General features: G+C 41.6%; 20 protein-coding genes. 11 read left to right on the top strand and 9 right to left on the bottom strand.

What is annotated here, in order from left to right; genetic code table 11:
• The first annotated feature begins 304 nt into the window (after nucleotides 1–304).
• A complete protein-coding gene (locus GUY17_RS18090; RefSeq protein ID WP_162023904.1) occupies nucleotides 305–1,279 on the top strand; it encodes a nucleoside hydrolase in 975 nt (324 codons plus the stop codon).
• Nucleotides 1,280–1,407: 128 nt separating this feature from the next.
• Here the strand turns inward: GUY17_RS18090 and rbsK are convergent, their stop codons facing one another.
• On the bottom strand, nucleotides 1,408–2,625 hold the full coding sequence (gene rbsK / locus GUY17_RS18085) for a ribokinase (RefSeq protein ID WP_174839656.1): 1,218 nt from the start codon (nucleotides 2,623–2,625) through the stop codon (nucleotides 1,408–1,410).
• A gap of 616 nt (nucleotides 2,626–3,241) precedes the next feature.
• Nucleotides 3,242–4,075: a mechanosensitive ion channel family protein gene (locus tag GUY17_RS18080; protein WP_101085162.1), complete on the bottom strand. Its 834-nt coding sequence runs from the start codon at nucleotides 4,073–4,075 to the stop codon at nucleotides 3,242–3,244.
• A 358-nt stretch (nucleotides 4,076–4,433) separates the two neighbouring features.
• Between GUY17_RS18080 and GUY17_RS18075 the strand changes: the two genes are divergently transcribed.
• A complete protein-coding gene (locus GUY17_RS18075) occupies nucleotides 4,434–5,609 on the top strand; it encodes a type III PLP-dependent enzyme (RefSeq protein ID WP_011638842.1) in 1,176 nt (391 codons plus the stop codon).
• Nucleotides 5,610–5,671: 62 nt separating this feature from the next.
• On the opposite strand, the gene GUY17_RS18070 is transcribed toward GUY17_RS18075, so the two are convergent.
• Nucleotides 5,672–5,893 (bottom strand): YdcH family protein, encoded by a 222-nt coding sequence (locus tag GUY17_RS18070; protein ID WP_162023902.1) that lies wholly within the window; start codon nucleotides 5,891–5,893, stop codon nucleotides 5,672–5,674.
• A 439-nt stretch (nucleotides 5,894–6,332) separates the two neighbouring features.
• Here GUY17_RS18070 and udp point away from each other — a divergent pair, with 439 nt between their 5' ends.
• The gene (gene udp / locus GUY17_RS18065; protein WP_011638840.1) at nucleotides 6,333–7,091 is read left to right on the top strand and encodes a uridine phosphorylase; all 759 of its coding nucleotides are present in this window, start codon (nucleotides 6,333–6,335) and stop codon (nucleotides 7,089–7,091) included.
• Between the two features lie 171 nt (nucleotides 7,092–7,262).
• On the opposite strand, the gene GUY17_RS18060 is transcribed toward udp, so the two are convergent.
• Nucleotides 7,263–8,015, bottom strand: a complete 753-nt coding sequence (locus tag GUY17_RS18060; RefSeq protein ID WP_101085164.1) for an outer membrane protein OmpK — start codon at nucleotides 8,013–8,015, stop codon at nucleotides 7,263–7,265.
• Nucleotides 8,016–8,524: 509 nt separating this feature from the next.
• Between GUY17_RS18060 and GUY17_RS18055 the strand changes: the two genes are divergently transcribed.
• The 3 genes from GUY17_RS18055 (at nucleotide 8,525) to GUY17_RS18045 (ending at nucleotide 11,111) form a co-directional block, all read left to right on the top strand.
• Complete coding sequence (locus tag GUY17_RS18055) at nucleotides 8,525–8,986, top strand: NfeD family protein (protein WP_101085165.1); 462 nt, start codon at nucleotides 8,525–8,527, stop codon at nucleotides 8,984–8,986.
• 257 nt (nucleotides 8,987–9,243) lie between these two features.
• Nucleotides 9,244–10,173, top strand: a complete 930-nt coding sequence (locus GUY17_RS18050; RefSeq protein ID WP_101085166.1) for a slipin family protein — start codon at nucleotides 9,244–9,246, stop codon at nucleotides 10,171–10,173.
• A 2-nt stretch (nucleotides 10,174–10,175) separates the two neighbouring features.
• Nucleotides 10,176–11,111, top strand: coding sequence for an SPFH domain-containing protein (locus tag GUY17_RS18045; protein ID WP_162024400.1), 936 nt, complete (start codon nucleotides 10,176–10,178; stop codon nucleotides 11,109–11,111).
• Between the two features lie 161 nt (nucleotides 11,112–11,272).
• Here GUY17_RS18045 and GUY17_RS18040 read toward each other — a convergent pair whose 3' ends face one another.
• The gene (locus GUY17_RS18040; RefSeq protein WP_101085168.1) at nucleotides 11,273–12,151 is read right to left on the bottom strand and encodes a LysR family transcriptional regulator; all 879 of its coding nucleotides are present in this window, start codon (nucleotides 12,149–12,151) and stop codon (nucleotides 11,273–11,275) included.
• A gap of 431 nt (nucleotides 12,152–12,582) precedes the next feature.
• Between GUY17_RS18040 and uvrD the strand changes: the two genes are divergently transcribed.
• The 4 genes from uvrD to GUY17_RS18020 all read left to right on the top strand — a co-directional run bounded on the left by uvrD (nucleotide 12,583) and on the right by GUY17_RS18020 (nucleotide 17,792).
• Nucleotides 12,583–14,766, top strand: a complete 2,184-nt coding sequence (gene uvrD / locus GUY17_RS18035; protein WP_011638834.1) for a DNA helicase II — start codon at nucleotides 12,583–12,585, stop codon at nucleotides 14,764–14,766.
• Nucleotides 14,767–14,803: 37 nt separating this feature from the next.
• Nucleotides 14,804–15,664 carry a 4-hydroxybenzoate octaprenyltransferase gene (gene ubiA / locus GUY17_RS18030; protein WP_162023901.1) on the top strand — a complete coding sequence of 287 codons (861 nt, stop codon included), beginning with the start codon at nucleotides 14,804–14,806 and terminating at the stop codon, nucleotides 15,662–15,664.
• Between the two features lie 33 nt (nucleotides 15,665–15,697).
• A complete protein-coding gene (locus tag GUY17_RS18025) occupies nucleotides 15,698–16,618 on the top strand; it encodes an alpha/beta hydrolase (protein WP_162023900.1) in 921 nt (306 codons plus the stop codon).
• Between the two features lie 154 nt (nucleotides 16,619–16,772).
• Complete coding sequence (locus GUY17_RS18020) at nucleotides 16,773–17,792, top strand: hypothetical protein (protein WP_162023899.1); 1,020 nt, start codon at nucleotides 16,773–16,775, stop codon at nucleotides 17,790–17,792.
• 124 nt (nucleotides 17,793–17,916) lie between these two features.
• Here the strand turns inward: GUY17_RS18020 and GUY17_RS18015 are convergent, their stop codons facing one another.
• From GUY17_RS18015 to ubiD, 3 genes are all read right to left on the bottom strand, one after another.
• Nucleotides 17,917–18,495, bottom strand: coding sequence for a nucleoside triphosphate pyrophosphohydrolase family protein (locus GUY17_RS18015; RefSeq protein ID WP_101085172.1), 579 nt, complete (start codon nucleotides 18,493–18,495; stop codon nucleotides 17,917–17,919).
• A 128-nt stretch (nucleotides 18,496–18,623) separates the two neighbouring features.
• Nucleotides 18,624–19,322, bottom strand: a complete 699-nt coding sequence (gene fre, locus GUY17_RS18010) for an NAD(P)H-flavin reductase (protein WP_101085173.1) — start codon at nucleotides 19,320–19,322, stop codon at nucleotides 18,624–18,626.
• Nucleotides 19,323–19,402: 80 nt separating this feature from the next.
• The gene (ubiD, locus tag GUY17_RS18005; RefSeq protein WP_101085174.1) at nucleotides 19,403–20,884 is read right to left on the bottom strand and encodes a 4-hydroxy-3-polyprenylbenzoate decarboxylase; all 1,482 of its coding nucleotides are present in this window, start codon (nucleotides 20,882–20,884) and stop codon (nucleotides 19,403–19,405) included.
• A 487-nt stretch (nucleotides 20,885–21,371) separates the two neighbouring features.
• On the opposite strand from ubiD, the gene GUY17_RS18000 reads away from it, so the two are divergent.
• Nucleotides 21,372–21,938 (top strand): hypothetical protein, encoded by a 567-nt coding sequence (locus GUY17_RS18000; RefSeq protein ID WP_162023898.1) that lies wholly within the window; start codon nucleotides 21,372–21,374, stop codon nucleotides 21,936–21,938.
• Here GUY17_RS18000 and GUY17_RS17995 read toward each other — a convergent pair.
• On the bottom strand, nucleotides 21,908–23,236 hold the full coding sequence (locus GUY17_RS17995) for a diguanylate cyclase (protein ID WP_162023897.1): 1,329 nt from the start codon (nucleotides 23,234–23,236) through the stop codon (nucleotides 21,908–21,910). The genes GUY17_RS18000 and GUY17_RS17995 overlap by 31 nt on opposite strands.
• Nucleotides 23,237–23,239: the final 3 nt, after the last annotated feature.

Genomic DNA, 23,239 nt, shown 5'->3' with positions numbered 1-23,239 from the left:
TATAATATTCGGCCTATTTCATATCAAACTTGTTATAGCCAGTTGCACACGTGTAAGTGAACCATTATGTTCACTTACAGATTAAAGTTTGACGAACAATCACACTTCTGTCGGCACTATTTTTGTATAGTGCCAAGGGATTTAATGAGCCTCAGGACCCTGTAACCGTTCGTTTGTCGCAGTCGTTAATCATCTTCGAATATCTTGTTGGTATGCATTGAAGGGCCTGTGAGTCTCATCGCAGGATATTCAGTAAAACCTTATAGTGTATCTATTCACTTAATAAAGTAGGACAGTGATCCCCATGAAAACTAAAATAATATTAGACACAGATCCCGGTATTGATGATGTATTTGCTATTCTCTTTGCCGAAGCACATCCCGATATCGAACTTAAGGCCATTACTACTATTTATGGCAATGTAACCATTGAGAATGCGACCCGTAACGCGCTTTATCTTAAACAAAAATTTCAGTTGCAAGCCGATATTGTCACTGGCGCGAGTAAACCTATCGTACGTCCTCCAGTTGGCCCAACGGTCGTTGTTCACGGAGAAGGTGGCTTTGGTGATGTGAATGTCCCAGCCGAAGTAGAAGGTCAAGCTGATCCGCGGCCTGCGTATCAATACATCATTGACGCTGTAAAGGCGGAGCCTGGTGAGATTACTTTAGTGGCCATCGGTCCGTTAACTAACCTTGCGCTAGCGCTTCAGGCTGACCCAAGCATTGTCGACTTAGTTAACAAGGTGGTCATTATGGGTGGCGCTTTTGGTGAGAACGGTCATCGTGGCAATGTGACCCCTTTTGCCGAAGCTAATGTACACGATGACCCTCATGCTGCTGATATAGTGTTGACGGCCTCATGGCCTGTGGTTGTGATTGGCTTAGACGTGACTGAACAAAGCTTTTTTACTCGTGATTATCTTGACCAATTACGTGACAATGCAGGCGACGTTGGCCAATTTATTTGGGATGTTAGCCGGTTCTATTTGAGGTTTTATAGTGAAAAAGTGGGCTTAGAAGCTTGCCATGTGCATGACCCCTCTGCCATTGCCTATGTGATTAATCCAGAGTTGTTCACACTTAGAGAAGGGCCAATAAGAGTGGTTGTCGATGGTGTTGCCGAAGGAATGACCATTCAGAAGATTGATGACCGTGTTTACCCGCATGATGAATGGATGAATCAGGCGCCGCAACAGGTTGCAGTCGCGGTCAAAGATGCCGAACTATTGGAGCTATATCGCGACAGTATTATCAATTATGCCGCAAGATTGAAATAGCACTGTCGGCATCTGGCGGACTAATACCGCTTACCTAACACTAGCGCAGTAATCACTGCGCTTTTTTCATGGGAGTTCGACTCTAGTGTTTTACATTAGCGCTTTACATTAGAACTCTGCACTCGCTATTAAGCATTAAGTCTTGCTGCGACAAGTGAGCCGTCTGGCATATTTGCTGCGCCGAGGCGCTCAACAGCGAGTGACGCATAAGCGTTGGCATATTTAGCGGCCTGATGCAGTGTACTGCCTCTAGCAAGCTCAGCGACTAAAGCGCCATTAAAAGCATCGCCTGCACCAGTGGTATCAACAACCGCGCTTTTTAGTGCATCTAGCAGGGTGAAGTGATCATTTTCATAAAGTAATACCCCATCAGATCCGAGAGTGATGACTACCGATGTTACGCCTAAGGCATGTATTGCAATCGCGGCCTGCTTAGCACTGTCTAGATTGGTTACTTCGATTCCTGTCATTAACGAAGCTTCTGTTTCATTAGGGGTGATCATATCAACCAAAGGTAATAACTCGAGAGTTCTCTGATGATACGGCGCCGGATTGAGGATCACTTTTGCGCCATTGTCTTTGGCAATGCTCATCGCGAGCTTGATAGCATCAAAATTGGTTTCAAGCTGGGTTAAAAATAATTGTGCACTAACAATATGGTGTTTGGCTGAGTGTATTTCATCATCGGTCAGCGTCATGTTTGCGCCTTCGTTGACCGCAATCATATTCTCGCCAGCTTGTTCACTAACGTAAATCATCGCGGTACCTGTCGGGCTAGTTGATGACTCGAGGATAATCGTGTTGTCTATGCCGGTACTGTTGAGGTGTTGGCGCGCAAATTGACTAAATTGATCAGTACCAATTTTAGTCATAAAGGTAATATGGGCACCATTTTTAGCCGCAGCATAAGCTTGGTTTGCCCCTTTGCCGCCAGCGCCAATACTACTGCTACTTGAATGCAAGGTTTCACCCGGTTGGGGAAAGCGTGCTAATTTTGCCACAATATCGACATTGAATGAGCCAAGTACAAATACATTATGTTTCATTTTGATTAATCTACCTTGGTTTGAGTCGAGTTCATTGCTGTCATTCAGTATGCTGCGGTCGAGTAATTCTGCCAACATAGCGTCCAAGCTATACTTTTTGATATTCGCGCCTTCAGACTGACAGACTCCGCCATGAATTCGTTTTACTAGACCGTCTTTTTCCAGCTGCACGAGATCACAACGAACCGTTTTAGCGGTTACTGCCAGTAATGTGGATATTTTTTGGTTAGACAGTTTTTTATGCATACTGAGTAACTTGAGAATAACAGCCAGTCTTTCATTTCGACTTAGTTTTTTCATAATGGAATATAGTGCTTCAGCAGAAAATAAATTGTGATAAAGACCAGAGCTTAACATGCAAAGTGAACCAGTTGGTTCGTTTGCTATTGGTTGTTTGGGGGGGAGAATGATTTGGTCGCATTTATTTCAATGAGCCTGCTTAAATGAGTTTAGTCAAATCAGCTTAATTTATTGCGCTTAGTGAAGTGAGTTTCATTAAATGTACTTAGTAAGGAAGACGGGGTTTACTGCATATATTATATTATTCATTCTATTCACAGTGGTTTTTGAGAGTAAATATATAGTGATCGAGTTTGCTCGCCTGTAGTAAGTAGTTGATTGTTATGATTATTTATTGTAGCGTCTGTACTGCTATTCTCATTGCATTCTTTGTGGATCAGCCCACTACTGCGTGATGAATTGCTTTATTCAATATAGTCTCGCGGGAATCTCCATTGGTGGCAATAGTCTGTTGGCCCCAATTCAGTTTGTTAGGGCCAGTTAGATTGAATGGACTAAAAAGTGCAACTGCTTCCACTCAGCCTTATATGCAGCCCTTTCAATAGTGAGACTTTATGCGGTGAAGAGAACCTTCAGCCTTGCGAATACAGAACTGTGAATACTAGTGCTATTAAAACTAGTGCTGTAAATGTATTTCCTTTACCGGGCAAGGTATCTTAATTTTGGCTTGATTGAGTGCTTTGATTATGGCTAGGTTAGTGTGGTACTTCTCTTCGAAATAGCGTGTTGTCGGTACCCAATAACGTACACCAACTTCTATCCCCACAGTATTAAATCCATTGATGCCGACTAATGGTTTCTTGTCTTGATAAATTGCCGGAGCAGCGGCAAGCACGCCATTAATTAATTGGATAACATGATCCGCATCAGCTTGGTAATCAATGTTAATTTTGTTTTCAACCAATTTATAAGCGAATGAATTATGTAGAATTTCACCGACAATGTGCTTGTTGGGAATACTGATTTGTTCGCCTTCTTCGTTGGTTAATATGGTTTGGCCTAGTTTAATGATTTCAACCACACCGCTGACACCTTTAATTTCAATGGTATTGCCAACCACAAAAGGGCGGGTGACAATAATGGTAATGCCGGCAGCATAATTAGATAACATTCCTTGTAATGCCAAGCCTGCTCCGAGTGAAGCGGCACCAATAGCAGCCACCATTGGCGTTACGCTAATCCCTAGTTTGCCTAAACAGATAACAGCAACCATCACAATAATAATGATTTTAACTAAGTTGGAAGCAAAGTTACTGAGGGTGATATCAATATTATGTTTTTTCAGTTGAGCGGCGACAACGTTGGCGGCTTTGTTTGCCACCCAAAGCCCCAATAAGAAAATAATAATCGCACCCGCAATTTGGAAGCTGTACGCAACAACAAACTCAGTGATGACGCTATAGACATTTTGCAGTTGTTGGAGCTCTTGATCTAAACTGGGTTCGTTCATTCTATGTTCCTTATTGAAGCACGTTAAGTTGTTATCAAATTGGATGATAACAACTTTTTACTCTAAGGTGTAAGTCTGTGATGAGTGTTAAATGCCATCACGGCGAAAATATTTTCAACGACTTTATGAGCATTTTTCTGACAAATGTCTATACTTTCTAGACGCAGAAACTAATCAATAACGCAGTGTATTAAGCTAGTAAGGCGTTGCGTGTTATTGATATTTCTCGAAGAATAAAAAAGTATACTTTTTGCATAAAAATTCGTTGCGTATTGATTAAAAATATCGTTTACTGCGCATGTTTTTACAGATTCGTAATGACACTTTTATCGCCCTACTTACAGGAGGCACTGGCCTAATGAGCCAATTTCAATCGATTGATGTTGCAGATTATTATGACAAGGACACGTTTGACCGCATAGAGGCATTTGCTAAAGATAAGCCAACGCCATTTGTAGTTATTGACACCCAAATCGTTGCGAAACAATATGATGATATGGTTAATAATTTTCCTTTCGCTAATATCTATTATGCGGTTAAGGCAAATCCGGCCAAAGAAATTTTAACCTTGTTACGAGACAAAGGTTCAAACTTTGATATCGCGTCCATTTATGAACTTGAAATGGTCACGTCGATAGGTGTTTCTGCTGATCGTATTAGCTACGGTAACACCATTAAGAAACGCGTTGATGTACGATCATTCTTTGAACAAGGCGTACGTATGTTTGCTTCAGATTCTGAAGCCGATTTACGCATGATTGCGGAAGAAGCTCCTGGTTCAAAAGTGTACTTGCGTATTTTAACTGAAGGTACACACACAGCCGACTGGCCTTTATCACGTAAGTTTGGTTGCCAAAATGAAATGGCGTACGACTTATTAGTATTGGCAAAAGAGTTAGGCTTACAACCGCATGGCATTTCTTTCCACGTTGGTTCACAACAACGTGATATCGGTGCGTGGGATTCTGCTATCGGTAAAGTGAAAAGCATTTACGACCGTTTAAAAGAAGAACATGGCATTGTGTTAAAGATGATCAATTTAGGGGGTGGTTTTCCTGCCAACTATATGGATAAAACGAATGAACTAGGTGTTTATGCTCAGCAGATTAAGCATTTCCTAGAAGAAGATTTTGGTGACGAATTACCCGAGATTATTCTAGAGCCTGGCCGTTCATTGCTTTCAAATGCTGGTGTATTGGTATCTGAAGTGGTATTGATTTCGCGTAAATCAAACACTGCATTAGAGCGCTGGGTATTTACAGATGTGGGTAAGTTCTCTGGTTTAATTGAAACCATGGACGAAGCGATTAAATTCCCAATCTATACTGAGCGTAAAGGCGAGTTAGATAAGTGCGTTATTGCCGGCCCAACCTGTGACAGTGCCGATATTATGTATGAGCACTATAGCTATGGTTTACCGGTTGATTTAGCCATTGGTGACCGTATGTACTGGTTAACCGCTGGTGCTTACACTACGACCTATTCAGCAGTATGTTTTAACGGCTTCCCACCACTTAAAGATTATTATCTTTAATTGATGGTGTAGTTTGACGACATCCTAAAGGACGCACTAGCGTCCTTTATTTTTATGTGCGCCTAAACCTCTTGTTGATGATTTTTTAAAATATCTAATATTTGTTCTTTAAGGTGCAATCTCGTGCTTTTCATTAGTTTTAATTCAGCTGTTGCATCACTACTACTGTGCTTTTCTAGTGCGGTAATTTGCTCATCGAGTTGATTGTGGTCATTAAACTTTTTGATAAAGTGCTTATCTGTGACTTTAAGTTTAGATATTAAGTCTCGGTACTCTGGAAACATAAGTTACTCCTTTAAGCTGAGTCAGCGGATTTCGGGTTCATTTCAATTTGCATTCATCAGATGTTATGCCAATAACAATGATGCTTGCTTTAGCAGCAACACAATTTGGAAATGAGATGTGTTGAATCTAATATTGATTAACTTTATGCTCAGTGGTTATGCTTACCTTCAGCCTAAAACCATTTTAGCGAGGTTAACTTGATGTAAATCACGTTAATGATTGTTAAGCGAGATAAGATATTTGTTGTTTCTATCGACCTTCAACTATGCTGAAACGGGTGTATTTGGTGGGATTTGGACATATATTAGTAATAATTTAACGAATGAATATTAACTATTATGAATTTATATGTGATCAAGTTAACCTTATCCCCCTAAAGACTAGGTTAAAGTCTGGGTTATAAGAATTTAATATTCAAAACTGAAAGGGGTTTTCACAATGTCCGATGTATTTCACTTAGGATTAACTAAAAAAATGTTAGATGGCGCTACCTTAGCAATCGTTCCTGGTGATCCAGAACGTGTTAAGCGTATTGCTGAGTTAATGGACAACGCAACGTTCTTAGCGAGCCATCGTGAATACACAAGCTACTTAGCTTATATCGATGGCAAAGCCGTGGTTGTGTGTTCAACCGGTATCGGTGGCCCATCAACTTCTATTGCGGTTGAAGAATTAGCACAATTAGGTGTGAGAACTTTCTTACGCGTAGGTACAACTGGAGCAATTCAGCCGCACGTAAACGTGGGTGATGTGATTGTGACTCAAGCTTCTGTGCGTTTAGATGGCGCAAGCTTACACTTTGCACCGCTTGAGTTCCCAGCAGCAGCAGACTTTGAATGTACAACTGCTATGGTTGCAGCATGTCGTGACGCTGGTCTAGAGCCGCACATTGGTATTACTGCTTCTTCTGATACTTTCTATCCAGGTCAAGAGCGTTACGATACTGTTTCTGGTCGCATTACGCAGCGTTATGTTGGCTCTATGAAAGAGTGGCAGTCAATGGGTGTGCTGAACTATGAAATGGAATCAGCTACGCTATTTACAATGTGTGCAACTCAAGGTTGGCGTGCAGCATGTGTTGCCGGTGTTATTGTAAACCGCACACAGCAAGAGATCCCTGACGAAGCGACAATGAAGAAGACTGAAGTAAGTGCCGTGTCTATTGTTGTAGCAGCAGCGAAAAAATTATTAGCTTAAGCTAACGTTTTAACCATCACGTTATAACAAGAGATTGTGTTAAGGCTGATGACGTTAAAACGGATTACGCAAAACAAATTGTCTCAAATCAATGAGTGTTGAAATGTAATCATTAAAAAAGGTGCCTAGGCACCTTTTTTGTTATCTAATTTATATCAATAGCGGCATCAATTAGAAATGATATTGCGCAATAATTGAGTAGGTATTTTGGTCGATACCCGCAACACCGTATTTGCTTTGCCAGTAATCATATTCAAAACCTACCAACAGTTTGTTTTGCTTGTGATCACCGAACAGTGTTTTACCTAAGTCATACTTTATTTGTGGGTTGATGTGCAGGTTTTCGTCGTAGCCGTTGTTGTCGGCAGAAAATACCCAATCAATGAAGCCATCTATAATAATGTTGGCATTGCCCACTGGCATATCGATTCTAAATACCGGCGTAAACTGCCAACCATCACTAATATTACCACTGCTTATTGCATCTCGGCGGTAAGTGTTCAGTTGTAAATAGCTAAAAAATGGCACGTCAAGGTCTACACCAATACCATAAAGCATGCTGTGAACTGGGCCTTCACCTTCTTCGTAAGTTAATGCTAAAGAGACATCTTTTATCGCACCAAAGCTCACTGGCTGACCCAATATTTTGCTAGCACTGAAGCGCGGAGATATTTCGCCATAAGTCGAACTATCAACACCGTTATTATTACCATTAAAATTAATAAAATCTTGGAATGCAAACCAATCGCCATACTTCCAAGCACCGGCTGTTTCTAGGGTAATGGTTGTTTGTCTTTCTGATGGCGCTAAGTCATAGTTTTCGCCATGCAAGACAGTAGCGCTAACATCCCACCATTGAACTAAATCGTCAGCAAAAACATTTTGTGAGAGTACTAATGTGGCTAAAAGGTAGATTTTTTTCATTTTTCTTCCGGTTAGTAAAATGATCAGAGACGTCAATTTTGACAGTTTAAAGGTAAGTTTTATAGCGATCGAGGTTAAATTTGTGACCTATTATTCCCAATCGTGCACAATGGGGCGCAATATATTCAATATTTTGAAAGAGCACAATTAAAACCGACCAGAATGTACAGATTTCATTGTTTTCATCATCAATATAATCTTATGACAGGTATTAGCACTGTCAATGCGATGTAACGCATAAAGGTGTTTGATTGGCGCTGTTATCTTACTTAAAACGAATACCACCATGGTGACAAATAAAATGTCACTTTGCAGTAATACTGATTTGTATAGGGGGACTTATTATTACAGTTACTCATTACTAGCGATACGTATTCGTGTGGTAATGGTAAGTTGATGAATCGTTTGTCCCGTTTACTGTTCGCAACAACGCTTTGACATAATATGTCGCATTAATAAATAAAGCTGTTATAGTGAATTTACGGACATTCTCATTTATGGGGGAGAATATGGAGCTTGCAAATCCGATCGCAGTCTGGCTAGTGCTTGGGCTGTTATTGATGATCTCGGAGATTATCATTCCGGGTGGTATCGTTATTTTATTAGGTGCGGCTTGCGTTATCGTCGCAGCAGCACAAGCTGTTGGCATTATCGATGGCTTGGTACAAAGTCTGACATTATGGTTTATGGCTTCAATGGTGTTATTACTGAGTTTTCGTCATGTGACCCAGCGTTTAGTGGGCGGCGATTCACATGTCGATAATACCGATGAAGAGGCGGATCTTTATAATCAAGTCGCTATCGTTAAGCAAGCCATCGGCCCTGGTCAAAAGACCGGTCGAATTAGCTGTTTGGGTACTGATTGGACTGCTTTAGGTGATGGTACCGTGATAAAAAAAGGTACCAAAGTCAGGATCATTTGTCGGGATAATATTGCTTTTGTTGTTGAACCTATCATCGATTCTGTATAGCGATTTAGTTGATAACCTTTTGTTGCCGCGAGTTATTACTGCGAGTTGTTACCGCGAGTTGTTACGGGAGTTGAGGTTATTGAGTACTTAACTGTAAAAAATTCAGATTATTGTGATATGAATATTGTTTTGTCATTATTGTTTCGTAAATTTAGTGTCATGAATATTGTTTCGTAAATTAAGTATTGTTTCGAAATCGTCGTGTTGTGATTGCCGTTAAGTGTTATCTAGGAAAGTCAGATCAAAAGGGAGTAGATATGTTTGTGTTAACAATCGTTTTTTTATTTGTAATGTTCATTTTGTTCAAACTCATGTTAATTGTGCCAATGCGTGAAGTGCATGTTATTGAGCGTTTGGGTAAGTTTCGTACCGTGCTCGAGCCAGGGTTCCATTTTCTCGTTCCTTTTGTCGATCGGGTTGCTTATCGCCACGACACTCGTGAAGAAGTATTAGATGTGCCGCCGCAGAGTTGTATTTCAAAAGACAACACCCAGTTGGAAGTTGACGGTTTAGTCTACCTTAAAGTGATGGACGGCAAGCTGGCCAGCTATGGTATTGAAAACTATCGCCGTGCAGCGGTTAACTTAGCGCAAACAACCATGCGTTCAGAAATAGGTAAGCTGACCTTGTCGCAAACGTTTTCTGAACGTGACAGTTTGAATGAATCCATTGTGCGCGAAATTGATAAGGCTTCTGATCCTTGGGGGATCAAAGTATTACGTTACGAGATTAAAAATATCTCCCCTTCAATGAAAGTTATTCACACCCTTGAAAAACAAATGGAAGCAGAGCGTCGCAAGCGTGCCGAGATCACTTTGGCCAATGCTGAAAAAGCAGCAATGATCAATATGTCGCAAGGTGAACGTCAAGAGGCGATTAATTTGTCCGAAGGTCAAAAACAAAAGCGCATTAATGAGGCTTTAGGTACAGGGCAAGAAATTTCTATTATTGCCACTGCGAAGGCAGAAGGCATGGAAATGATCTGCAAGGCCTTAACGGTAAATGGCGGCAATGACGCCATGAACATGTTGCTTAAAGAGCAGTTTATTGGTCAAGTGGGCAAGATTTTATCTGAAGCTCAAGTCTCTGTTGTGCCTGCTGAAATGGCCAAGCTAGAAGGCTTTTTTGAAGGTATGGAGCAAGTAACTCATGCCGTATCAAACTCATCAGCAAAAGGAGCTCGCTAATGTTGATTAACGGAATTGATACTGATTTTATTGTGATGGCTATCTGGGGTGTAATTTTTGCTATTTTTGTGCTAAAACTATTCCAGTCTATCTGTCTTGTGCCGACCAAGTCGGCTTATATTGTTGAACGTTTAGGTAAATATCACAATACCTTAGATGCAGGCTTCCATGCACTGATCCCTTTCGTTGATAAAGTGGCTTATATCCACGACTTAAAGGAAGAAACGATTGATGTACCGCCACAAGAATGTTTCTCCAGTGATGAAGTTAATGTTGAAGTGGATGGAGTGATTTATATTTCGGTTACCGATCCCGTTAAAGCCAGTTATGGTATTACCGACTACCGTTATGCCGCCATTCAACTTGCCCAAACAACTACGCGTTCTGTGATTGGTACCTTAGATTTAGATCGTACTTTTGAAGAGCGTGATGTGATATCAGCCAAAGTGGTTGAAGTTCTCGATGAAGCTGGCTCTATGTGGGGCATTCGAGTGCATCGTTACGAGATTAAAAATATCACCCCACCAGAAACAGTTAAAAACGCCATGGAAATGCAGGTGAATGCCGAGCGTGAACGTCGGGCATTATTAGCTAAAAGTGAAGGTGACAAGCAAAGTAAGATTAATCGTTCAGAAGGTGTGATGGCAGAAACCATTAACCGTTCTGAAGGTGAGATGCAACGCCGCATTAATGAGGCCGAAGGTAAAGCGCAAGAAATTCTCACTTTAGCGAAAGCAACTGCTGAGTCGATAGAACGATTAGCGGTGGTTATTTCATCTGAAGGCGGACAAAGTGCATTGCGTATGCAACTTGGTGAACAGTATATGAAGCAGCTAGATGGTTTAAGCAAACCTGATAGCCGTATTGTGTTACCGGGTAATCTAGTTAATTTTGAATACTGGATGCAAAGTATTGGCTTAAAAGACGATAAAAAATAATCGTTAATACTGCTATGTCACGCCACCGCGTGACGAACATTACATAAAAAAGGTTAGCGATTTCGCTAACCTTTTTTATTGTTTTTACCGCCGCAGTCTATTTAAATTATACCTTTACCGCTGCAGTCTGTTTTAATTATGCTTTTACCGCTTTTACCGCTTTAACTGGGAACCATCTCTCGAAGTAAATGTTCGCAAAAGGCTTTTGCCACAGGCGATTGAGGACTTTTGGTCGAATAGGCCAAGCTGATGTCGGCAAAGCCAATGCTGTGTTGCGGCAGAACATTGATTAATCGTCCCTGATTTACCGCCTCGTGAGCAATAACATGAGGTAATAAAGCGATACCCGCCCCGGCTAAACATAAGTGATATAACGAGTTAAAGTCGCTGCAGATAACTTTATAATGAGTTGGTACATTTGCATGCTGAAAATGCCAAGTCTGCTCTAGTTGCCCATGTGCATCTCTAAAGCCTAGTAATGAATGGTATTGTAAGTCATCGGTATTTTCGATCAGTGATGATTTTTCTAAATAACTTGGGCTAGCATAAATTTTACGCTCAAAAGTCGTCAACTTATGTACAGCAATATTTGCACCGTTTACTTGACCGACATCAATAATCAAGTCGAGCCCTAAACGATTGAGCTCTTTACTGCCACCAGACACAATTAACACCTCTAATTGGACTTGCGGATACGCATGAATGAAGTGAGCGATATATTCATCCATCAACTTGTCGACGAAAGGCAATAAACCAATGCGTAAATTACCTTGTACTTCATCATGACGATGTTTAAACACATATCCGGCATGATTTAATTGATTCACTAAAGGTTCGATTTGAGCAAGATATTGTCGACCTGCAGAGGTTAAGGCCATGACTCTTGTTGTGCGAGTAAATAACGGTGCCCCGAGCTGTTTTTCTATTTCTCCAATCCGGCGGCTGACTAATGCTCTGCGAGTATCAAAAGATTTTGCCGCTTTTGAAAAACTGCCTAACTTTGCTACAGCAATGAATAGCTCTAAATCTTTGATATTCAATATGGCAACCTATACAGCTGAAGCTGTGGACAATAAATCCATTTTAATGGACTTTTTAGTATTAATGGCATTGAACATATCGATCATAAACCGACATGTCACCAGATTTACTCGCCATAAAAAGCAAACTTAATCTAGTTTCTTTAGTCATGAATGTGAGTGTTTAATAGCCTATTAGGCCAATTACTTAACGCTAACATTAATTAATTGTTTATTTTATATAGTAATTTTCGCTTACAGCTTTGTCAATTTAGGTGTGATTTTCGCGGTTAGAACATCACAAGTGAGTGATTTTAGTGACTTTGATATTAATGTCGTCTAAAGGTTCACTCTGCTACCTAAGGTGATAGTGGGCATAAAATAGCTGAAGTATTGCACGCCATTATCTCGCTATTTAAGATATAATGCCTCGCAGATTTCTGGGAGGAAAAATGGACGTATCATCATTATTAGACGGCCTAAACGATAAACAGCGTGAGGCAGTCGGCGCGCCACTTTCAAATATGTTGGTGTTAGCGGGTGCCGGCAGTGGTAAAACCCGTGTATTAACCCATCGTATTGCGTGGTTAATGCAAGTTGAACAACAAAGTCCATATTCTATTTTGGCAGTCACCTTTACCAACAAAGCCGCGGCAGAAATGCGTGAACGGGTGGAAAAGGTTGTGGGCACTAACATGGGGCGGATGTGGATCGGTACCTTCCATGGTTTAGCGCATCGGTTATTGCGAACCCATTATCAAGATGCCAATTTACCGCAAAGTTTCCAGATTATCGATTCTGACGATCAGTTACGTTTACTGAAACGCATTCTTAAAAGCCTTAATTTAGACGAGAAGCAATATCCTCCTCGTCAGGCCCAAGGCTATATTAACGGCAAAAAAGACCAAGGATTACGTCCTAAGCATATCGATGCGGGCGGTTTTCCGATTGAACAAAATTTACTGAATATTTATAAGGTTTACCAAGAGTCTTGCGATCGCGCAGGTTTGGTCGACTTTGCCGAAATCTTACTACGAGCTCATGAATTATGGCTCAATAAACCGCATTTACTGGCACATTACCAAGAACGCTTCCGTCATATTTTAGTGGATGAGTTTCAAGATACCAACGCGATTCAATATGCGTGGATCCGTGTGTTAGCCGGTAACACAGCCAATGTGATGATTGTCGGTGATGACGATCAATCTATTTACGGTTGGCGTGGTGCGCAAATTGAAAACTTACATCGTTTCTTAAAAGACTTCTCGGGTGCAACAACCATTCGTTTAGAACAAAATTATCGTTCAACAGCGAATATTTTGAATGCCTCTAACGCTGTGATTGCCAATAACCCAGATCGTTTGGGCAAAGAGTTATGGACCGAAGATAAAGATGGCGAGCCCATTTCGGTCTATTGCGCCTTTAATGAAATGGATGAAGCCAAATTTATTGTTGGACGCATTAGCGACTGGCATGAAAAGGGCGGCAGTTTGAGCGAGTGCGCCATTTTATATCGTTCAAATGCACAATCGCGAGTATTAGAAGAAGCCTTTTTACACAAAGGGTTAGCGTATCGTATTTACGGTGGTCTGCGCTTCTTTGAGCGACAAGAAATTAAAGATGCTATGGGCTATATGCGTCTGATCAATAACCAAAATGATGATGCGGCATTCGAGCGCGTGGTGAATACGCCAGCTCGTGGTATCGGCGATCGTACTTTGGATATTATCCGCTCAACCGCTAGACAGCATGAACTGACGCTGTGGCAAGCTTGCGTGAGTTTAATCGAAGAGAAAGTCCTTGCCGGGCGTGCGGCTAATGCCATCAATGGCTTTATGGAACTGATTATTGCGATGCGAACGGATACGGCAGATATGTTGCTGTACCGGATGGCTGATGATGTGATTGACCGTTCAGGCTTGCGTACCATGTACGAGGCCGAAAAAGGCGAGAAAGCCCAAGCTCGAATTGAAAACTTAAACGAGTTGGTTACTGCTGCGCGCAGTTTTGAAATGCCTGAAGAGCTTGAAGACATGGGCGAACTTAATGCCTTTTTGTCTCATGCAGCATTAGAAGCTGGCGAAGGTCAGGCTGATGCCTTTACCGATGCCGTGCAGTTGATGACATTGCATTCAGCCAAAGGGCTTGAGTTCCCAATGGTGTTTATGGCGGGCGTTGAAGAAGGATTATTCCCGAGCAAGATGGCACTGGATGAAGGCGATCGTTTAGATGAAGAGCGCCGTTTGTGTTATGTCGGTATGACCCGTGCTATGCAAAAACTGTACATCAGTTATGCTGAGTCTCGTCGTATTTATGGCCGTGAAGATTATGCTAGCCCATCACGGTTTATTAACGAAATTCCTGAAAAGTTTGTTGAGCAAATCCGTATACGTGCTCAGGTTAAGCCGTCAGTTAGTCAGCGTTTTCCTGCGAAGGCTACGGTTGCCACTAAAAAACCTCATGGTTTTAACGACACCGGTCATAAAGTGGGTTCTAAAGTGAAGCACTTTAAGTTTGGTGAAGGGGTCGTGACTAGCTTTGAAGGTTCTGGTGAAAAAGGACGTGTGCAGGTTGAGTTTGTCGATTTTGGCAGTAAATGGCTGTTGGTGTCGTTAGCAAAACTAGAGCGTTGTTAACGTGTTTCGCTTGCTAAATCATGGAGAGATGACGCCAATGACATTGCAAGATAAGCTTCGTGCTTATGCACGATTAATGCGGATAGATAGGCCTATTGGTACCTTGCTGCTGCTATGGCCGTGTTTAATGGCACTGGTGTTAGCGGCTCAAGGGCTGCCAGACATTAAGGTGTTGTTAATCTTTATTGTTGGCGTGGTGATTATGCGCGCCAATGGCTGCATTATTAATGACTTTGCCGATCGTAAACTAGATGCTCATGTCGAGCGTACGAGTATGCGACCGTTGGTGTCGGGGGAAGTGTCTGTTAAAGAGGCACTGACTCTATTTACCCTCTTAGGTTTGGCTGCGTTTTGCTTAGTATTATGGCTTAATCCACTGGTAGTGCAGTTATCTGTGGTGGGGATTATTTTAACGGTGATGTACCCGTTTATGAAACGGGTGACCAACATGCCACAAATGTTTTTGGGCATTGTGTGGAGTTGGTCAATTCCGATGGCCTATGCCGCTCAACTTGGTGAAGTGCCAGTTGAAGCGTGGTGGTTATTTATGGCCAATTGGTGTTGGACGGTAGCGTACGACACCATGTATGCCATCGTCGATCGTGACGATGACTTAAAAGTAGGCATTAAATCAACGGCTATTTTATTCGGTCGCTTTGATCGACAGATTATCGGTTTGTTTCAACTTGCTGCACTAGGGTGTTTTGTGATGGCTGGGCTGGTGGCCGACCGTGGGATTATTTACGGCTTAGGTATTATCAGCTTTATTGGTTTTGCCGTGTATCAGCAACGATTAATTTTTGGTCGTGAACGTGCACCATGTTTTAAAGCCTTTTTAAATAATAACTGGGCCGGAATAGTATTGTTTATCGCACTTGCGTTGGATTATATGATTTAACGTTTGTGGTTTATTACCATAGGGCAGGGATGCATGAAAACAATTTATGGGTTAATCGGTGCGTTAATGTGTTGTGGGCTATCTCTAGCCAGTGCGTCAGCTAACAATGATGCTGTATTGGCTGACTTAACAAGCAACACTGTTGATGTGCATTCCACAGCTGCAACAGTCAATATTCCTCGTACCCGCCAATTTGTGCTTAAAGATGGCGATCGTGACTATCAAGTGATGATCAAGCTCCCCAAAAAATACCAGCAAAATAGTTCACATCAATATCCAGTGATATACATGACTGACTCCATGTATAGCTTGCAAGTAGTGTCTGGTGCGACGCGATTTCCAATGAACAGTAACATGATGCAGCAAGCTATTTTAGTCGCTATAGGCTATCAGAGGCCAAGCAAAGGTTCGGCGAGTCGGATCCGCGACTATACCCCAAGTCACGATGCGAGTTGGAAACTACCCACTGGCGAGGCCAAGCGACACGTTGCTTTTATCAGCCAGATTGTTATGCCTTTCGTTGAAAAAAACTATCGGGTCGACAGCCAACAAAACACCTTTGTGGGTAATTCGCTAGGCGGGTTAATGGGTGCTTATATTTTATTAGAACAGCCAAAGTTATTTAATTATTACGTATTGGGCAGTCCATCTCTGTGGTTTGACAATAAACAATTATTGCAGCAGTTTGCTCAGCGTTTTAGTCAAACACCAGCAATATCTGCCAAAGTGTTTATTGGCATTGGCGAATTAGAAAAACCACCTTATACCGATAATGGTCATCAGATGGTTGCAGATGCGCAGGCTTTATTTCAACGACTCCAATCCCATCCATCGGCGCAATCTGGTGACTTAGCACTCAAGCTGCTAGTCATCCCCGAGGCCGATCATTCGATGGCTTTTCCTACCACAGCTATTCATGGTTTAACTTGGCTGTTCAAGCGCAACTTATCTTGATACCCGTTCACGGCAATTTTTAGTAACAATTTTTGTGCCAATCAATAGCGGTGAAACTAATGTTTGCTGATATGTTAACAACTTGTATCTTCACGTTTATATTAAGAATAATGATATGGCGTGGGTCAGTAACATATACAGGGATAAGTATTCAATGAGAGCCACGGTTAAGTATCGGTTAGTCTTTTTAGTCTTAATGGTGTTGAGCTTTGTGATAGGCGTTCAGTGGACACCAGAGTCGTTAACAAGTGACGCTGACAAGTGGTCGTTATATCTTATTTGCGGATTGTATTTTGTGTTACTGCCACTGAGCTACTGGTATTGCATTATTAAAATGGGTGGCCAGAAACTGTGGAAACTGATTGTTATTTTCAGTTTGAGCAGCTTGGTTGCTCGGTTAAGTTTTCCTGCTGAAGTCGCGCATTATTTTGAGTTTATTGCATGGTTACGCTATCCGATTATTGCGGTGCTGTTGGTCATTGAATTGTATTTGGTGGTGAGTGTTGTTCGTGGCTTGATTAAGGTACGAAAGCTTAAGGGCGATCCTAGAGTCGGGGCGGTAGAAACGTATCGGGATGGCGATGATAAAAGCTTAACTATTGCGCTTATTCTCGCCAGTGAAGCCACTAACTGGTTTTATTCTATCCCATGGTTCTCACGTCATCATCCACCAGTAATTGCCAATATCAATCTTGTTAGCGCGACACGCTGGCATGTGTGGTTAATGCTAATTGGTTGTGTTGGTGCGTCGAGTCTGAGTTACGTATTACTGGCATCGTGGAGTGAGTGGGTGGCGATTATTGTCTCGAGCATTATTGCCTATACCTTAATGTCTATCGTGGCTAACCATCGATTATCACGTTATTACTCTTTGTATTTAATCAGAGATAACTTAGTGATCAATAATTCATTGTGGGGATTTATGGTAGTGAACATTGCCGATATTGCTAGTGCCGCTGATCAACAATCAACTGAATTAAATAAAGATGAGCCAGAAACCATTATGATTGGCCGTGGGCAGAGTAATGTCACTATTACCTTCAACCGTCCGGTCATTTATCATGGTGGTATGGGTCAGTTACCCGAACCGATGAAAACGGTGCATTTGAGTGTGGATGAGCCGCAGCGATTCATTCAGGCGCTTAATAATGCTAAAACCTCGGTGGCTGTGTAACCGGAAACGTCATAAAAAATGCGCTGATAAAAGCGCATTTTTTATGGGTAAATCAGTACTCGCAAGTGAAAGCCCTGTAGTTGATTGGCTGATTAGTCTCGCACTAACTTAATCTCGTACTAACTTAATCTCGTACTAACTTAGTTAAGTCTGCAGGGCGATAATAAACTGATTTTAATACTTTGCCTTGGCGAACCACTTTACCCGCCATATCGACATCTTTAGCGCACTTAGCAATAATAAACTCACCTTTAGTGCTACCGACTATCTCAACACCTTGCTTGGCGTAAAAGGCGATGGTTTCATCCAATTCTTGCTGGTTACGGCATACTTTGCTCATGTTGCTTGAGTGCACTTCATCCCAGCATTGGATAAAGTCTATTTCGCGGTTTTTAGCCACGTTAAGCAATAAATCGATAAGATAGCTGATCTCTAGACGATCGCTTACCTGAGACGCACCTATGTGCACTAAACGACCCATTAACACATAGACAGAGTCAACAATCGCATCAGCTTGTTCCATGCGAGAGTCTGCTTCTGCAAGCTCGGTCATTTCTTCAATAATTAATGAGGTGTGTAAGGTATCAGCTTTGTCGTCTAGGCTAGCACTGTCGTTAACCGGTAAATCAAAAGTACTGCGAAACTCAAAAATATCGCGATATAAATGGTCATAGATAGGCTGAGTGAGTTGACTGAGTTTCATTGGAGTACCTTATTAATAAATGTGCGCTAATTTTAAATAAATGAGCCATGGAATACAAAGGCAATCAGTCGATTTACCGATAAAAAAACCGGCAAGATAGCCGGTTTTAATGGTTTTATTGGGAAAGCCTATTTGATAAATGCAAAAGCATCACCATACAAATGGGCTTCTTCAATGCCAAGCTCACGGAACAATTCTCGTGCAGTGCCAACCATATCAAAACGGCCAGCAATGTAGATATCGTAGCCATTCAAACTGACAAAATCCTGCTTAATCTGCTCGAGTAGATTAGCTTTTTTACCTTCCCAATTACCGTCAGCAAGTTCTACTACTGGAATAAACTCTAACCAAGAATGATCGGCATGCCATTGACGAGCGATGTCTTGATAGTACATGGCTTCTTCGTTACGACAACCCCAATACAGTTTAGTATTAATGGTTTCGCCGTTAGCAATTTGTGCTTCAACGATACTTTTTATATATGAGAAACCGGTACCGCCTGCAATTAGGATGCGTGGTCGATGGCTCTCACTACGTAAAAAAGCTTCGCCAGCAGGTGCTTCAATATCAATATGTGTCGCTGTTTGTAAGCGTTCAACAACTTGCATTGGATAACTTTCGCTAACCGCGGCACCAATGTGCAACTCAATTAACGCTGCATTAGGCGCGGAAGCGATAGAAAAAGGACGTTTGTCTTTTTCACCCATGACCACAGTTAGGTATTGGCCAGCCTTAAAGTCAAAGGCTGCTTCGGGTTTAAGGAACACTTGGTATACAGCGTCATTAAACGGGGTGACTTTTTCTATCTGACAACGAATGGTTTTCATCTAACGTCCTTTAAACCCTTTTATAATTTTTTATCAACGAGTTAATTATAGCTATTTACGCCCTGATCGGATCGCTGTAGTTACAATGTTGGCATATCTTGTATGCCGAGATCATCCCAAATTTGGTCAATTCTCTGTTTTGTCTTTTCATCCATCACGATAGGGGTGCCCCATTCTCGCGTGGTTTCACCAGGCCATTTGTTAGTGGCATCTAAACCCATCTTAGATCCTAAACCAGCAACGGGTGAGGCAAAATCAAGATAATCTATTGGAGTATTATCTACCATCATGGTATCGCGAATAGGATCCATTCGTGTAGTAATGGCCCAAATAACATCTTGCCAATCACGGCAATTGACATCGTCATCAACAACAACGATAAATTTGGTATACATAAACTGGCGCAAGAATGACCAGGCCCCCATCATGACACGCTTAGCATGACCAGGATATTGCTTACGGATTGAAATCACAGCCATACGGTATGAACAACCTTCAGGCGGCAGATAAAAATCAATAATTTCTGGATACTGCTTACGTAAAATGGGGACAAATACTTCGTTCAACGCCACGCCTAACATGGCCGGCTCATCAGGTGGACGACCGGTATAGGTACTATGATAAATGGCGTCTTTACGATGAGTAATGTGAGTTACGGTAAATACTGGGAATGAGTCAGTTTCGTTATAGTAGCCAGTGTGATCTCCATATGGACCTTCTACTGCTGTCTCATCTGGGTCAATATAACCTTCAAGAATAATCTCGCTGGTGGCTGGCACCTCAAGATCGCAGCTAATGGCTTTACAGACTTCAGTTCTTTCGCCGCGCAGTAAACCTGCAAAAGCATATTCACTCATGGAGTCTGGCACAGGCGTTACAGCCCCTAAAATGGTCACCGGATCGCTACCTAATGCCACTACGACAGGATAACGCTCTCCCGGATGAAGCTGTTTAAAGTCTTTAAAATCTAAGGCTCCGCCACGGTGATCAAGCCAGCGCATAATCAGCTTGTTTTTACTTAATAACTGTTGACGATAAATACCTAGGTTTTGTCTTTTTTGACGCGGCCCTTTGGTGATGGTGAGTCCCCAAGTCACTAATGGGGCGACATCTCCAGGCCAGCAATGTTGGATTGGCAACGATGTTAGGTCAACTTCATCACCGGTTTTAACCACTTGCTGACAAGGCGGATTACGCACTGTTTTAGGCGGCATATTTAATGCCTGCTTATACATAGGTATTTTGGCGATGGCATCTTTAAAGCCACTTGGTGGCTCAGGTTCTTTTAAGAATGCTAATAATTCACCGACTTCACGCAAAGCCAAAGGGTCGTCTTTACCCAATGCCATAGCAACACGTTTAGGCGTGCCAAATAAGTTAACCAGTACTGGCATGGTATGGTTGGTCGGATTCTCAAATAACAGTGCGGGGCCTCCAGATCGTAAAACACGATCGGCGATCTCTGTCATTTCTAAATGAGGGTCAACAGGGTAGCTAATGCGCTTTAACTCGCCATTTTTTTCCAAATGATCGATGAAGCTGCGTAAATCTTTAAAACTCATGTTTACCGCCTGTAAATGAAATCCAAACCAATATGGCGCGCACTATAGCATTTTTCTAATATAGGGTTAATACCAATCCATATAAATTGGTATTGCTCTGCGGGGTTCAATACTGGTTAGATTGGATATTAGTTCTTTTCGTTTGAGAGTAAATATCTGAATGTCATTTAATCAGTTCATCAGGTAGTCAGCTATCTAAGGCTATTGTGCCACACCATTAACTGTTATTGATTATTAACTAATCATTTTGAAAGGCTATAAGCGTTAATACCAATAATATAATCACATCAATTGAGGAGGCATCAATTGAGAGTTTATCGAGTGAATGAAATTCTCTAAGTCGTTTGATTATGCTATTGGAGTGAATGATGGTTATAGGTGTGAATAATAATTGAGTAGACCTATCATTTCAGAACCATTACGGATATCGACTTTAACTCGGCTTAGCGTAAACTGGTGGATGTCGATAATGTGCTGGAGGTGATGTATGCCGATTAATAGATTCCCTGTGTTGCTATGGTCTTTTGGGAGTGGAGTTTGTTTACTATGCAGCTTGACTCTGTCTGTGCAGGCGAAAGTGCCATTGGATATTGCTCTAGGCGATAGAGTGTCACATTCGGTAGGTTATCAACATCAAGGTCGACGTCATTCTTCGCATTATCGTGACCCATGGCGCTGGGGATTTGGTTGGAATAGTGTTTGGGGGCCGACGATTGGGCTTAGTCGATATAATGGCTATGGCAGTCGATATGACAATCGATATGACAATCGCTGGGGTATAGACGAATATCGTCGTAGCAACGATAATTTTTACCCTTATCGAACGGTTAATGTTGCACCTCGCCAAAGCTATCAAGTGGTTGAACCTGCAGTGATATCTGCGCCGCAGCGAACGACTACCCAAGTTCAATATGCTTCTGGGTTAAGTCGTTTACCTGAAAATGCCAAAGTGATTCAGCGCGCGAACGGTACCGTTTATGAATGGCAAGGCGTTGAATATTATTTTGACTGGAACACTCAAACCTATGAGATTGCCAAAGTTGATATCCCATAGCTACCTGTATAGAAACAATACTCAATGCTATGGTCTGCTTTAGCCTGGTACATAGCAGTATCGGCTGCAGTGATGAGTTCTCGGCTATTTAAACCATGTTCTGGCAGTATACTAATTCCGATACTGGCGCCAACTTCTAAAGTATGCTTCCCAATAATGATCGGTTGCTTAATATTGGTTAATAGCTGGTTTATTTTATGTTCTATATCGATTGGTTCTGGGAGCATATCAAGCCAAACGATAAATTCATCGCCGCCGAGTCTGCCCACTATATCGGTAGCGCGTAGACTATTAACCAAACGTTTTGCAATGGTCATGATCACTTCATCACCAATACTATGGCCCAGGGTGTCGTTAATATTTTTAAATTTATTAAGGTCAATAAATAATAGTGCCGCTTGATTTTCTCCGCGTAAATCCCTTGCTATAGCAGTATCAATTTTTTTTATGAATGCGCGACGGTTATAAATACCGGTTAGTTCATCATGTTCAGCTAAGAAAATGAGTTGGTCTTGTTGTTCAATTAATTTACGGGTTTGGCTGTCTACTTCTTGCTTTAATTCATCCTTTTTAATGGTGATTTGAGCAAGTGAAAGCTTCATTCTATTGAAGTTATGGGCGAGTGCAGATAACTCATCGGTATCACTGAAATTAATTTGACTCTTTAGGTCTCCAGCCGCAAGTGCTTCCATCCCTTGGTTGAGTGAGGCTAACCCTTTCTTAAATCGAATGAGTGTCATAAATGACCATACGGTGACCAGAATCGCTAATATCAATAGCACCATTCCGACAAGGAATAATAACGTTTGTTGTTTTTGGCTCGCTTGTTTAATCGATAATTGATGAAGATTAAACATTTCTTCAGTCATCTCTTCAATAACCATGCTGTATTTTGCTTTAAATAACCGTTCTGCTGTGAGGGTGGATGACACATCGACTTGTTTACTATGAAAGCTATTTTGAGTATTAATGAGTGCTCTAATATTGGTATTCAGTCTATTCAGGTTTCCAATAATGAGTTTTTGTTGCGTACCCCATTGAATGTCTTCTGAGAGGTTTTTGGCCAGTTCAGCTTGGCGTATATTTAACTCTGATAACCCTTGGTCATCTGTATACTCTTGGTAAAGCCACAGTTGACTACGCAAACTATCAATGTTGATTTGTAACTTCATTGAGTAATTGAGTTGACGGTATATTTGTTGTTGATAATAGTGGACTTGTATCAGTGACAAGCCGACAATCAATGTAAGCAGCGAACAGAGTGTTGCGGTCAGTTTTAGACGTTTAGATAACATCATAAA

Source organism: Shewanella sp. Arc9-LZ (assembly GCF_010092445.1).
Classification (GTDB): Bacteria; Pseudomonadota; Gammaproteobacteria; order Enterobacterales; family Shewanellaceae; genus Shewanella.
This window is presented reverse-complemented; position numbering and strand designations above follow the sequence as displayed.

Coding starts and splice junctions, on each gene's coding strand:
- GUY17_RS18055 (WP_101085165.1), top strand. CDS start 8,525: ATGGAGCTTGCAAATCCGATCGCAGTCTGGCTAGTGCTTGGGCTGTTA.
- ubiD (WP_101085174.1), bottom strand. CDS start 20,884: ATGAGTTTTAAAGATTTACGCAGCTTCATCGATCATTTGGAAAAAAAT.
- udp (WP_011638840.1), top strand. CDS start 6,333: ATGTCCGATGTATTTCACTTAGGATTAACTAAAAAAATGTTAGATGGC.
- GUY17_RS18050 (WP_101085166.1), top strand. CDS start 9,244: ATGTTTGTGTTAACAATCGTTTTTTTATTTGTAATGTTCATTTTGTTC.
- GUY17_RS17995 (WP_162023897.1), bottom strand. CDS start 23,236: ATGATGTTATCTAAACGTCTAAAACTGACCGCAACACTCTGTTCGCTG.
- GUY17_RS18025 (WP_162023900.1), top strand. CDS start 15,698: ATGAAAACAATTTATGGGTTAATCGGTGCGTTAATGTGTTGTGGGCTA.
- GUY17_RS18020 (WP_162023899.1), top strand. CDS start 16,773: ATGAGAGCCACGGTTAAGTATCGGTTAGTCTTTTTAGTCTTAATGGTG.
- ubiA (WP_162023901.1), top strand. CDS start 14,804: ATGACATTGCAAGATAAGCTTCGTGCTTATGCACGATTAATGCGGATA.
- rbsK (WP_174839656.1), bottom strand. CDS start 2,625: ATGAAAAAACTAAGTCGAAATGAAAGACTGGCTGTTATTCTCAAGTTA.
- GUY17_RS18060 (WP_101085164.1), bottom strand. CDS start 8,015: ATGAAAAAAATCTACCTTTTAGCCACATTAGTACTCTCACAAAATGTT.
- fre (WP_101085173.1), bottom strand. CDS start 19,322: ATGAAAACCATTCGTTGTCAGATAGAAAAAGTCACCCCGTTTAATGAC.
- GUY17_RS18080 (WP_101085162.1), bottom strand. CDS start 4,075: ATGAACGAACCCAGTTTAGATCAAGAGCTCCAACAACTGCAAAATGTC.
- GUY17_RS18075 (WP_011638842.1), top strand. CDS start 4,434: ATGAGCCAATTTCAATCGATTGATGTTGCAGATTATTATGACAAGGAC.
- GUY17_RS18090 (WP_162023904.1), top strand. CDS start 305: ATGAAAACTAAAATAATATTAGACACAGATCCCGGTATTGATGATGTA.
- GUY17_RS18000 (WP_162023898.1), top strand. CDS start 21,372: ATGCCGATTAATAGATTCCCTGTGTTGCTATGGTCTTTTGGGAGTGGA.
- GUY17_RS18070 (WP_162023902.1), bottom strand. CDS start 5,893: ATGTTTCCAGAGTACCGAGACTTAATATCTAAACTTAAAGTCACAGAT.
- uvrD (WP_011638834.1), top strand. CDS start 12,583: ATGGACGTATCATCATTATTAGACGGCCTAAACGATAAACAGCGTGAG.
- GUY17_RS18015 (WP_101085172.1), bottom strand. CDS start 18,495: ATGAAACTCAGTCAACTCACTCAGCCTATCTATGACCATTTATATCGC.